Annotated in this window: 13 protein-coding genes; 4 read left to right on the top strand and 9 right to left on the bottom strand. The window is 50.8% G+C overall.

Features of this window, described 5'->3' with window-relative positions; genetic code table 11:
• Positions 1-241 precede the first annotated feature (241 nt).
• Positions 242-1237 carry an L-histidine N(alpha)-methyltransferase gene (gene egtD / locus C7W93_RS09340; RefSeq protein ID WP_108440568.1) on the top strand — a complete coding sequence of 332 codons (996 nt, stop codon included), beginning with the start codon at positions 242-244 and terminating at the stop codon, positions 1235-1237.
• A gap of 5 nt (positions 1238-1242) precedes the next feature.
• Positions 1243-2517: an ergothioneine biosynthesis protein EgtB gene (egtB, locus tag C7W93_RS09335; protein ID WP_108440567.1), complete on the top strand. Its 1275-nt coding sequence runs from the start codon at positions 1243-1245 to the stop codon at positions 2515-2517.
• Positions 2518-2534: 17 nt separating this feature from the next.
• On the opposite strand, the gene C7W93_RS09330 is transcribed toward egtB, so the two are convergent.
• Complete coding sequence (locus C7W93_RS09330; protein WP_108439761.1) at positions 2535-3485, bottom strand: LysR substrate-binding domain-containing protein; 951 nt, start codon at positions 3483-3485, stop codon at positions 2535-2537.
• Between the two features lie 212 nt (positions 3486-3697).
• On the opposite strand from C7W93_RS09330, the gene C7W93_RS09325 reads away from it, so the two are divergent.
• Positions 3698-4315, top strand: coding sequence for an FMN-dependent NADH-azoreductase (locus C7W93_RS09325; protein WP_108439760.1), 618 nt, complete (start codon positions 3698-3700; stop codon positions 4313-4315).
• 250 nt (positions 4316-4565) lie between these two features.
• On the opposite strand, the gene leuA is transcribed toward C7W93_RS09325, so the two are convergent.
• The 3 genes from leuA to C7W93_RS09315 form a co-directional block, all read right to left on the bottom strand.
• Complete coding sequence (gene leuA / locus C7W93_RS09320; protein ID WP_108439759.1) at positions 4566-6281, bottom strand: 2-isopropylmalate synthase; 1716 nt, start codon at positions 6279-6281, stop codon at positions 4566-4568.
• Between the two features lie 79 nt (positions 6282-6360).
• Positions 6361-6501: a hypothetical protein gene (locus C7W93_RS24615; RefSeq protein WP_161539910.1), complete on the bottom strand. Its 141-nt coding sequence runs from the start codon at positions 6499-6501 to the stop codon at positions 6361-6363.
• A 368-nt stretch (positions 6502-6869) separates the two neighbouring features.
• Positions 6870-7010 carry a DUF3096 domain-containing protein gene (locus C7W93_RS09315; RefSeq protein WP_108439758.1) on the bottom strand — a complete coding sequence of 47 codons (141 nt, stop codon included), beginning with the start codon at positions 7008-7010 and terminating at the stop codon, positions 6870-6872.
• A gap of 293 nt (positions 7011-7303) precedes the next feature.
• Between C7W93_RS09315 and C7W93_RS09310 the strand changes: the two genes are divergently transcribed.
• On the top strand, positions 7304-7726 hold the full coding sequence (locus C7W93_RS09310; protein WP_108439757.1) for a hypothetical protein: 423 nt from the start codon (positions 7304-7306) through the stop codon (positions 7724-7726).
• A gap of 441 nt (positions 7727-8167) precedes the next feature.
• Here C7W93_RS09310 and C7W93_RS09305 read toward each other — a convergent pair whose 3' ends face one another.
• The 5 genes from C7W93_RS09305 to C7W93_RS09285 form a co-directional block, all read right to left on the bottom strand.
• Complete coding sequence (locus tag C7W93_RS09305; protein ID WP_370446411.1) at positions 8168-8515, bottom strand: hypothetical protein; 348 nt, start codon at positions 8513-8515, stop codon at positions 8168-8170.
• A gap of 199 nt (positions 8516-8714) precedes the next feature.
• On the bottom strand, positions 8715-10499 hold the full coding sequence (locus tag C7W93_RS09300) for a chloride channel protein (protein WP_108439756.1): 1785 nt from the start codon (positions 10497-10499) through the stop codon (positions 8715-8717).
• 79 nt (positions 10500-10578) lie between these two features.
• Positions 10579-11001, bottom strand: coding sequence for a MarR family winged helix-turn-helix transcriptional regulator (locus C7W93_RS09295; RefSeq protein WP_108439755.1), 423 nt, complete (start codon positions 10999-11001; stop codon positions 10579-10581).
• 223 nt (positions 11002-11224) lie between these two features.
• On the bottom strand, positions 11225-11629 hold the full coding sequence (locus C7W93_RS09290) for a DoxX family protein (RefSeq protein ID WP_108439754.1): 405 nt from the start codon (positions 11627-11629) through the stop codon (positions 11225-11227).
• Positions 11630-12188: 559 nt separating this feature from the next.
• The gene (locus C7W93_RS09285; RefSeq protein ID WP_108439753.1) at positions 12189-12443 is read right to left on the bottom strand and encodes a DUF1488 family protein; all 255 of its coding nucleotides are present in this window, start codon (positions 12441-12443) and stop codon (positions 12189-12191) included.
• Positions 12444-12543: the final 100 nt, after the last annotated feature.

Raw genomic sequence — 12543 nt, 5'->3', positions numbered from 1 at the left:
TTAAACGGATTGTCGATACTCTGATAAATTATAGAAACGTCATTATTTGCAGACGGAGTTGGTAGACATAAAACTAGTCTGCTAGTGTAGTAGATGTTGCGCCGCGGCGCAGAATTGTTGGTAATTCATTGTCGTAAAGCAAATCAGGATCGGCATCATCGGCATATGCGGACCAGTTTTTTGACGCATAAGACCTATAAATTGTACTTTTACCAATTCTGGGAGGCTTTCTATGGTTCAAATGCAGCAACCGGAGCATCCGGAAAACGGCGCAGCACAGCATTATATTAAACATGCCATCGTGGCCCAGGTTGAGGCTGGATTGCTAGCGCCACAGGCTTCTGCATCGCCTAAATATCTTTACGATGTCCTTGGCTCGCGACTGTTCGCGGCGATTTGTGAGTTGCCGGAATATTATCCGACCCGCACCGAGGCGGCGATTTTTGATCGTTACGCGCCTCAAATCGCTAAAGCGGTCGGTGTCGGCGCGACGTTGATTGATCTTGGCGCAGGCAATTGCGCGAAGGCGGCGAAGTTATTTCCAACTTTGCATCCCAGTCATTATGTGGCGATCGATATTTCGGAAACCTTTTTACATGAGGCCGTAGCCGGTTTGCGGCAGCAATTTCCGCATATCGCCATGACTTGTCTGGGGATGGATTTTTCAAGCGAGCTTGAATTGCCCAACACCATTGGACGCGAACGCCGTCAATTCTTTTATCCCGGATCATCCATCGGTAATTACACGCCGCTGGAGGCGTTGAAATTTTTATTGCGGATCCGCAAGTCCATTACCCATGACAACAGCGCCGCGCAGGATCGCACCGGTGGCTTGCTGATTGGGATTGATCTGATTAAAGATAAGGCGATTCTCGATGCGGCTTATGACGATGCGTTGGGCGTCACGGCTTCATTTAACTTGAATTTGTTGCTGCACCTGAATCGTCTGCTTGATGCTGATTTCGATTTGAGTAATTGGTGCCATCGTGGTTTTTTCAATCCGCAGCAGAACCGGGTAGAGATGCATCTGGAAGCCAGACGGGATGTTACTGTACGTTGGAAAAATGGTGGCCTGCGACAGTTTGTGCGCGGTGAGCGGATTCATACCGAAAGCAGCTACAAATATACGCAAGAGAGCTTTGTCGCGCTGCTGGAACAAGCCGGATTTAACAATATCCAGACTTGGTGCGATCCAGATCAATGGTTCATGGTATGTCACGCGCAAGGAGGGGCATAGTGGACATGAAAACACTCGCGGCGGCATCCGCAAAGCCTGCAAATATCGGCGCATTGGCAGCGCAGTTTTCGCGTATGCGCGAAGAAACGGCAGCCTTGGTGCAGCCGTTGGAGGATGAGGATTGTTGCGTCCAGTCTATGCCGGATGCCAGCCCGGTTAAATGGCATCTGGCGCATACAACCTGGTTTTTTGAGACCTTTATTCTAGAACGCTTTGAAGCTGATTTTCAGCCGTTTCATCCGGCTTTTCGGGTCTTGTTTAACTCTTATTACGACGGCGTGGGTGATCAACATCCGCGTGCGCAGCGGGGGTTGATCACGCGCCCTTCATTGCGTGAAGTATGGACTTATCGCCGTAACATCGATCAGCGCATGCAGCAGGTTTTTGTCGCGCCGTTGTCTGATGAGAGTGCTGCCGAGATGGCGACGCTGGTTGAATTGGGCTTGCATCACGAGCAGCAACATCAGGAGTTATTGCTGACAGATATCAAGCATCTGTTTTCGTTAAATCCGTTGAAGCCGCCTTATAAATTGCTGCACACGTTGCCGAATGCCGATCAACTGAGAGAGGGTTTGGCTGCTGATGCTTTGCCTGATCTGGAGTGGCAAAAATTTGATGGCGGCGTGGTCGAGGTTGGGCATGATGGCGAAGGATTTTTCTTTGATAACGAGACGCCGCGTCATCGTCAATTTGTTGAGCCGTTTTCGATGGCATCGCGGTTGGTGAGCAAAGGGGAGTACCTCGCTTTTGTTGAAGAGGGCGGTTATCAGAATCCGCTGTTATGGCTGGCGGCAGGCTGGGAATGGATCACGCAGCACAAATTGGCGCACCCTTTATATTGGCAAAAATCGGTGTCGCAATTTGATTCGGCCTGGCAAGAATTTACGTTGAATGGCCTGCAACCGATTGCGCTGGACGAGCCGGTGGCACACATTTCTTTTTTTGAGGCCGAAGCCTACGCACGCTGGGCCGGTGCGCGTTTGCCAACCGAGGCTGAGTGGGAAACTGCAGCAGTGGCGGCCGGCAGTGCGGTACACGATGAAACGGATTATTTCGGCCAAGTATGGCAATGGACGACGAGTAGTTATGCGCCGTATCCGGGCTATACCGCGCTTGAAGGGGCCGTCGGCGAATACAACGGCAAATTTATGGTCAATCAATATGTATTGCGCGGGTCTTCTTGCGTGACCCCGAGCGGACATACCCGTTTGAGTTATCGCAATTTTTTCCCTGCTACTGCGCGTTGGCAATTCAGCGGTATGCGTTTAGCGCGTTCTTAAGTTTTTCAGTCTTGTCGTCATTCTTGCGGAATTCGTGGAATTAGCGAGATTGGCGGCTTGGTTTCGACTGCAATATTTTCCGCCAGATGGGCGATCAAAAAATCCAGAAAAACCCGCACGGCAGGCAGTAAACCGCGTTGCGTCAGATACACCAATTGCAGCGTGCCAGTGGGAAGCGACCACTCCGGCAATACGCGTACTAGTTCTCCGTTTGCAATTTCTGTCTGACAATAATCGGAAGGCAACATTGTTATCCCTAAACCGCGCAAGGCGGCTTGCTTCCTAATCATAAAGTCTTCGACGGACAATCTTGGCTCTACGATGACGGTGTGGCGTTCATTATGTGGGCCAATCATAGCGAAATGGGCGCGTCGGTCTTGATTGATGGCGGCTAGAAAAGGAAATTTGGTCAGCGCCCGTGGATGTTCTGGTGGCGCAAATTGTTGCAATAGCGCGGGGGCGGCGACCATATAACCTTCGGTTTGACGCAGCCGTCTTGTCGCCAGATTAGGATCTTCATCTTCAGCCGTTCTGACGCGGACCGCTATATCGATGCCATCTTCCAGCAAATTGACGCGCCGGTTGGTCAGCACTAAATCGACACTAACGCGGGGATAGCGTGCTAAAAAAGCAGGTAATTCAAGTGCCAGTTCATCGCGGGCAATACCCACAATACAACTTACTCGCACGTGACCGCTGGGCTCAGCCAGCGAACTGGTGACAGCAAATTCTGCCGCTTCTGCCGCGGCTAATACGACCTGACAGTGTTTGTAATAGCGGCCGCCGATGTCGGTGAGGGCAATTCCACGCGTATTTCGCTGTAATAATCGGACGCCCAATCGGGTTTCCAATTCGGATATGCGACGCGAAAGCCGCGATTTTGGGATGCCAAGACTGCGTCCGGCAGCGGTGAAGCCACCTTGTTCAACCACATTGGCAAAGAAATACAGGTCATTCAGGTCTTGCATAGGTGGCTTTCATTGTTCTACCTGCCGAACAATATATCTCAATATTGATGACTAGTTCAATGCCGGTTCCACGAGTAGGATCATGCCTAACCAATGCGCTAACCGGCATTGTCGGAATTTAGGCACTTTGTTGTGCGTGGGGCGGAACAGTTAATGTTGCTCCGGGTACACGAACACTATTGAACAGCTACCCTTTTCTATACGGAAAAATCATGAAATTATTACATATCGATTCAAGTATTCTTGGCGACGCTTCTGCTTCGCGTCAATTAACCCGCGAAGTCGTGGCCAATTTGCAGTCGTCAGAGCCGGGCGTCGAACTGGTTTATCGCGATTTAAGCAAGGACCTGACTGCGCATATCTCGGGCAGTACATTTGCCGCCAAAGGAACACCGGCTGACCAACGCAATCTAGCGCAGCAGCAAGAAGTTGCATTGGGCGAAGCGATTTTGGCGGAGTTTATGGCCGCTGATGTGATTGTACTGGGCGCGCCGATGTATAACTTTACTGTCCCAACTCAGTTGAAGGCATGGATCGATCTGATCTGTGTGGCTGGCGTGACTTTCCGCTATTCGGAAAATGGTCCTGAGGGATTGGCTAAAGGTAAACGTGTGGTGATCGTTTCGACTTCTGGCGGTAAACACGTCGGTACACCGTCTGGCATCGCGCATGAGGACTATTTGAAACTGGTCTTCGGCTTTGTAGGGATTACGGATATTGAAGTGGTGCGTGCGGATGGTTTGAACTATGGTCCTGATGCAAAAGAAGCTGGCTTTGCAGCGGCACGCGCTAGTATCAGTGCGCTGACTTCTGCGGTTGCAGTAGCTTAAGAATCAACTAGTAAGTTGGGGAGGGTGCTGATAAGCATCCGCGCCTGACTGCAACAATCATCAATAATCGAAGCGCATGTCTTATTACTCATTAAGTAATACGGCGTGCGCTTTGCTGTTTGTGACAGGCAAAGCGCACTAGATCAATTTTTCAGCAATCCTGACGATGCGGTAAAAGGTCAGGATGCCGATCCGGGTGTCCCGTGATTTCCATAACAGCCCGGCATTTCTTTATAAATAGCCTGATGCGTTAGGCGGCAACGGCGGTTTTAATGCTTTCTTGCGATTCTTGGTTAGCTGCCTGGCTGGCGATGTCGATCTGACGATTGATCGCGCTCAGGACTGCTTTGAACGATGCGGTCACGATGTTGGCGTCTATGCCGACGCCAAAAGCGGTTGGCGCATCGTTAAGGCGCAATTCAATATAGCTGGCTGCTTGTGCATCGGCGCCGGCGCTGATCGCATGTTCATGGAAATCCATCAGTTTTACATCTAATCCCAAGGCATTGACGAAAGCATCAATCGGTCCGTTGCCGACGCCTTGCAGTGTATGCGGCTGGCCGTCGCGCTGGATATCGATTTCGATGCGGATCGGTTCGGCTTTGCTGGAATCTTCGGTCATCCGATGGGCGCAATAAACGTACGGCGATTGCTTGTCGAGATATTCTTCTTTGAAGATCCGATAAATATCGCTTGAGGCGATTTCTTTACCGCTGGCATCGGCCGCTTTTTGTACTGCGCGGCTGAATTCGATTTGTAAGCGGCGCGGCATCGCGAGACCGTATTCCTGCTCCAGCAAATAGGCCATGCCGCCCTTGCCGGACTGACTGTTGACGCGGATCACGGCATCGTAGCTGCGGCCAAGATCGGCTGGGTCGATAGGCAAATAAGGGACTTCCCAAATGGCATCGGCTTTTTGTACCGCGAAACCTTTTTTAATCGCATCCTGATGCGAGCCAGAGAACGCGGTAAAGACCAGATCGCCGACGTACGGATGGCGTGGATGGACTGGAAGCTGATTACAGTCTTCAACGCATTGACGGACTACGTCGATGTCAGAAAAGTCGAGGCCAGGGTTGACGCCTTGGGTGTACAAGTTGAGCGCCAATGTGACCAGATCAACGTTGCCGGTACGTTCGCCATTGCCGAACAAACAGCCTTCAATCCGATCTGCTCCGGCCATGACGGCTAATTCGGCGGCAGCGACGCCGGTGCCGCGATCATTGTGGGGATGCACGCTGATAATGACGGCATCGCGACGCGCCACATTGCGGTGCATCCATTCAATTTGATCGGCGTAGACGTTTGGGGTACTGCATTCAACCGTGGCGGGCAGATTGAAGATGATTTTGCGGGTTGGGCTGGCTTCCCAGGTGGCCGATACTGCATCGCAAATATCTTTGGAAAAGTCCAGTTCAGTCATGCTGAATGATTCTGGCGAGTATTCGAAACGCCATTCGGTTTCTGGCATGGCGTCAGTCAATTGCTTGACCAATTTTGTGCCTGCAACAGCGATTTCTTTGATTTCGTCGCGGGACATCTTGAAGACGATCTTGCGAAATGCGGGTGCGACCGAGTTATACAGATGCACCATCGCTTGTTTTGCACCTTTGAGTGAGTCAACTGTGCGACGGATCAATTCTTCGCGCGATTGCGTCAATACGATGATGGTGACGTCATCGGGAATGCGGTCTTCTTCGATCAGCTTGCGGACAAAATCGAAATCGGTCTGGGATGCAGACGGAAATCCGACTTCGATCTCTTTCAAACCGACTTTTACCAACAATTCAAAAAAACGCAGTTTACGCTCAGCATCCATCGGTTCGATCAACGCTTGATTGCCATCGCGCAAGTCGGTGCTCATCCAGATAGGCGGCGCGCTGATCACTTGATTTGGCCAAGTACGGTCGGTCAATGGAATCGGCGGAAACGGACGGTATTTTGTAGCTGGATTTTGCAACATCATGGTGAGCCTCTATATTTGATCTGATGAAATTGGGATAGGTCTGTTGTGGCGAAAAGGCTGCCTGACTGCCACTTGAAGATTAACGCGAGGCCAGGCAACCGATCGGTAGCAGTAGCAGTAGCAGGTGGGGAAGCAGGGTGAGTGTCGCGGCAGAAAGCGTGCCGACGCAGGCAACTTTTGCGGCGCGGATAAATTTAACGGAGGTTGGCTTGGAATACATTGCATCCTGCTTTTCAGAATCGAGGTCTGTTGCCAGACTTACTGTTTTACTGCTTTGGATTTTCTTTTTTGCGGCTGGCTGGAGTGTTGCATTTTGCCAGTTGCATCCCCGTTAGTACGGGGTCGAGATCATAGAGCGCGTAGTAGCGATAGCGCTAGTAGCGGCAGTAGTAGCAGCAGCGCTGGCAGGGAGCCAGAGGTGTGCAACAGCGAGCGGGAGAGTGGTTTTGCAGAAGACATTCGTCTAATGTAGAGGATGTACGCAGATTGTGTCAAGCAATTGTAGCAAGATGATTGCGTCACCTTGTTCGGCGATGTTGTAATCCGGCGACGCTGGGTTTGTCTGCCAGATTGCAACATAGACATGTTTTATCTGGCGCCGAATAGCCCGATCAAGCCGATGACGATTAGATACAGCGCAATGATGTAATTGAGCAGGCGGGGAATCACCAGGATTAGTATCCCGGCAATCAGCGAAACGACGGGGGTCAGGTTGAGGCCGATATTCATATGCATCCTTTCAAAGGCGCTACTGGTGCGGCATTGCGCGTGGAAAAAGCGTTATGTTTGCTCAAGGGGATATTGCCTGCCTGCAAAAGCCAGCGCGTGACTATGAGGCAACATTATTGTACTTTTGTCTGCATGAACTGGCTGTAGGACGAGCGGATTTTATGTTGTAGGACTGCGCTAAGGTACGGTGAGCGTCAAAGGGAGTACACCTTTTATCCAATTAGCGCTTATCTGCCATTTGCCCGTGCGTGCACCGTTTGAGAGGAAATGGATTCTTTCCCTTTTGACCTGAAATGGTTGCATTGCTGGCGTTTGGGAATGGTCGCCCGAAATGCCGACAATTCACCTCTAATAAAGAATCGATGCCCATTGCCGCAGTAACTTCAGTAAATACGTCTCGCGTTCAGCCTCCGACCATCAGCACGACTCCGTTAGCAAAGGCCGCGCTTCAGGTGCGTGATTTCAGTCAGGCGCGAGAAAATCCGCACATCAAAGGCATGGCAGCGGGGAGAGATGTCGGGCACGGTAATTTCTATGCGGTCATGGAAGTCTTGGCTGCAAAAATATTCCGATTAACGGGATTGGGATGTCCTGTAATTAAGCTCGCAAATGGCTACAACGCGCTGATGCGCGCAAATGCGGTAGATGATCCAAAAAGTCTTTTTGTCGCTTCCCGACTTGAGTCGTCTTTTGTTGATCTTGGCGTCTTTTTATAGTGCGGATGGTGAGCGTGCAATCGTTGGCGATAGTGCTGAGTAAAAGGCCACCTATGCGCTACAAAAAGAGCGCCATAGGCAGCGAGGCTGATTTTGTCTTGAAGGCACGTTGCCGATACAGGCAATAACAACAAAAGGGAGCCAATTAATGGCTCCCTTTGCAATTGTAGACTGCTTTATAGGGGGAAAGCAGGCGAAAAAGATCGGCTTGGCTACTGGGCTGTATCAGGAGGAGAGACCGATACAGATTGGCAGTTGGCTAATGCCGACAACACACGCATAACCGTTTGACGCACGTTTTAATACCGATGGTTTTCGTAGCAATCGCCTTGAGATGGTGGGGTAGGCGGTACTACATCGGTAGTGTGACGAACGAAAAACGGGGTACTCCCTTCCCGGGGAATTCGATAAATGCTGGTTTTAGCTGGAATGCATCGTTATTTAGTGTGGACGTACGCCCGAAATCAGGCGCGCAATAAAAGTAGAAGTCGAGCGCGCCTTGGGGATAGCCCGTTCTGCTACCAGTGCCCATTGCTCCGATAATTGCTGACAAGTGGCGCGCAAAACGGGGGCTAAATTCGGTAAGTCAGCCAATGTACGTAAATGATATTCAATCGTCGCGGCAGCTTGCGCGCAGGCACCGTTTTCCTGACTGCGGGTATTGAATTGCGAGATACGCTGGAGCACGGCTGACACGAGCAATTCAGGCGGAATATTGTGGGCATTGATGTCGATTAAGATCGTATCGGATGCCGCTGCCGGGGTTGTGGCCGCCACTGGATTCGTCAAGTTGGACTCCTTATGAGATTGCCTGATTGCTTTAAATGGTAATGATTCTCATTTATATTATTGTCCGTTGGCGAGCCGAATGCAAGTGCTTAAATGTTTTTATTTATAATTGAACGTAACTGGCGGGTTGCCGCTCTCAACAGACACGTTTCGGCGTCTATCGTGCGCTTTCAACCCGCAACCCGCAACTTGCAACTATTTAGCTGTTCAGCAGGCGCTCACGCTTTTGCTCGTCGTCAAAAAATGACTGATAGGTCTTAATCAGATCGCTGCGGCTAATAATCCCGATCAGACGTTTCTCTTGCAGATCGGACACTACCGGCAGCCTTTCCACATGATGCGTCGCCATTCTGGCGGCAGCGATACGACAGGTTTCACCGGGCAAGGCAACGATCAGCGGATGCTGTGGATCTGCTGCGTTCAGCAACGTCAGGATAGGCTTTGTTGCGTCGGTGCCAGTGTGCATACTGATACTGGCGCGATCTATCATGCCGAGCAGGCGTTGCTCTGCATCGATCACCGGATAGCTGCGATATTTTTGATCGGCACCAAAATAGAGAGTCAGCGTATCGCCGATGCTGAGATGCGACGGTATCGATGACACCACGCTGCTCTGGATTTCTTCCACGTGCTGGCGTTCTAGCGGGTCTACGCCGTATTCGCGATAAATATGGAAGCCGCGCCGTGCGATTTTTTCCGTCATGATCGAGCGCCGCATCGTCAATACCGTAAAGCCATAGGCAACGCCCGAAGTCAGCAATAATGGCAAAAGTGCGTTTGCATCGTGGGTCAATCCGAAGGCAAATACTGCTGCTGTCAGCGGTGCGCCAAGAACGCCCGCCAAAACCGCCGCCATACACACTAACGGCCATAAATGGGCGTCGCCGCCGGGCAGTAAAGGTCCTAATACGGTGCCCAGGCCAGCGCCAATAATTAATAACGGTGCAAGAACCCCACCGGACGTGCCCGAGCCAAGCGCCAGCATCCAGATGATCGCTTTGACCAGCAACAGGCTGAGAGCGACTTGTAAGGCCAAATGGTTATTTAGCAAATCGCCGATGACGTCATAGCCGACGCCGAGAGCGCGTGGTTCGAAATAGCCGCCAATCCCGACCGCGATGCCGCCGATGGCAGGCCACCACATCCAGTGGATCGGCAATTTATGGAATATGTCCTCAATCTTATATAACGCAGTCGACATAAATGCCGATAACGCGCCGCCGCAAATCCCGGCAATGACGCAGGAAAACATGGTCACGATGCCGACATCTGCCGTTTGCAGTGGAAATAACGGGCCACTGTCTAATAACAGCGGACGGGTAAATCCCGCCACGGTGCAGGCAACAATCACCGGCAGTAAACTGCGTGGACGCAATTCGAACAGCAATAACTCGACTGCCAGCAATACGGCCGCGATGGGCGTACCGAAAATCGCTGTCATGCCCGCCGTAGCGCCTGCTACCAGCAGGGTTTTTCGCTCGGCGGAGGTTAAATGGAAGTGTTGCGCGATCAGCGAGCCGATGGCTCCGCCGGTCATGATGATTGGCCCTTCTGCGCCAAATGGGCCGCCGCTGCCGATAACTATCCCGGATGACAATGGCTTCAAAATAGCCACCTTTGCCGACATTTTGCTTTTTCCAAACAAGATTGCTTCGATCGCTTCCGGGATGCCGTGCCCCCGAATTTTTTCGCTACCAAAACGTGCGATCAGACCGACGATCAGGCCGCCAATGATGGGCAACAAAATTACCCACGCGCCCAGATGATGTTCCGCGGGTGAGCGGGCGGTGAATGACCATACTTGAAAGAAGAATAGATTGGTAAAAAGATGGATCAAGGCCAGCAACGCGAATGCAGCCAGCGTTCCGCAGCCACCGATAACGACGGCGATTAACGAAATTCTTAATAGCCGGGGATCGGCAGAGAAATCGCGGCGGAGGTGATGGAGGGCAGAATGCCCTGATTTTGTCTGGGTTGAGGGCATGGTGAGGTAGGCGAATAGGGGTGGAATAAAGCGGATGAAGCAAGCATATAAAGTTAACGCTGGCAATGAGGGGATGACATTAACGGGTGAAATTCACGTTAGGGATCAAGAAAGTATCCGTTAGCGTATTCAGCTCGTCGTGATGCAGGCTGGCGAGGGTGGCAAGGCAACTCTCACCGGCTGGCAGCAGATGGATATTGACTTGGCGACGGTCGACTTCGCTGGGACGACGTTCTACTAGCAGAAGTTTTTCACAGCGCGAAATCAATGCGACTACGCTGTGTTGCTGCGATTGCAGACGTTCAGCTAATTCCCCCACGGTCGCCCAATTGCGGCCGGGCGACCCTTTAACATGCAACAAAAGAAGATATTGTTGCGGGGTGACGCCGTTGGCTTGCGCTGCCTCTTCGCTAAAGCGCAAAAATTTGCGTAATTGATAGCGAAATGTTGAGAGCGCTTCGAAATCGTCTTTGGTAAGCGGGGCGGTGGTTTTAGCTGTCATGCAGAGGGGGCTTTTGTGAGATTGGTGAGCGGGAAAATAGAAATTATATCAAATTACGATATAAATTTTACGGAGAGTGGCGTAATGATAAAAAGCAAAACCCGCCAGAAGGCGGGTTTTGTGTAACGTTTTATCGGATGACGTAAGTAACGCCGTGCAAGGCGCACCCAAAAGTGCTGACTTTGCAGCGGTTTAAGGTAGACACGCCATCACTTAAAAATACTTAATTCCAGCGCCCGGCAGTGCCGCCAATACTCAGCCGTCCTGCGCCTAGCAATAGAACCGCAACCGCGCTGAAGAGATAAAAACCTTGCAGTTCCAGACCCCATCCTCCAGTGTCAGATAAGGTCAGTATTTGTTTGCTGTGCACCAGCGCAAAAGCAAATAGCATATTAATGACAACAATTAGCGCACCTACCCGCGTCCAGACGCCGAACAATATGATCAATGGCGCTAACACTTCACCGATATAGACTAAATAGGCCACTTGCGGAGGCAGGCCAGCGCTGCTAACCAATCCCACCACAAAGCCGGGACCGCTAATCATTTTTGAAATACCATGAAAAAGAATCAATATCGCCAAAGTTGCGCGGAGGATGAATTTACCAAGATCGTCAGTATTTCGCATAATATTCCTCTAGTATTCTGATGTTAAAAGCTACGATGATTGCTATATTTATACTATTTTCCGGTCCGCTATGGAAGCTGCATTTGTCAGAAAAGCTTCCCTGACTTAAGTTACTTTGATATAGCGCTTATCGAGAGTCTTAATGATTGCAACGCGACGTTTCTTATGAACAATAATCGCGCGTAATATTGTTTGTCTAGTGGTTATTTGCAATCTTCGCTTTGATGCGGTAAAAAAGTTGGTAACGCGCAACGTCGATAATCTTCCTTCTTTATTTGCCTGATATAGAAAGGTTTATATGTTGCATCGCCAAACAATTTTTGCGATCACGCTATTAACGGTGCTACTTATTGGTTGTCAGAAAAAAGATGCGCCGTTACCGCAAACCGTGACGCCAACGCCTGCAGCAAGCCCCGCCGCATCCACTGCGCCCGCTAAATAGCGCACAGCGCTGATCGAAGGCACGCGTGCTAACGCAGCGCTGAGGGCGCTTCAGGTTATAAAGAAAAGAGGGTTTAATGCGCCGCAGTGTTATGGGCGCATAAAGTTCAGGCTAGCGCTAATGAAAGTAGCCGCTACTGACAACTACCGGAACGCCAGCGACCCCGGCGTTAATAACGCGCCGTGCTACGCCTTCAATTTTGGTTTGAAAGGCGCGATAGGTATTTAATAAGTCTAATTTTGGATCTTTTGAATGGGACAGAGCAGCGAGGGTGGCAGCAGGAACAAGGCATTGATAGTGCTGGTAATTAACAATCACTGAAAATAGAATCCCGGCGCGCGTCAGGCGCGGTGCAGCTAGTACGTTGTCCATCGTAATCTCCACAGGTGCTATTCATGTTGCCAATGTGATCAGAAATATTGCTTGGTAGAGCTGGTTGCAACATCTGCCGGGCAAACTATTTTGTTCCTCA

It is taken from the genome of Glaciimonas sp. PCH181, from assembly GCF_003056055.1.
GTDB lineage: Bacteria > Pseudomonadota > Gammaproteobacteria > Burkholderiales > Burkholderiaceae_D > Glaciimonas.
Note: the sequence above shows the minus strand (reverse complement) of the source record. Positions and strands in the feature narration are given on the sequence as shown.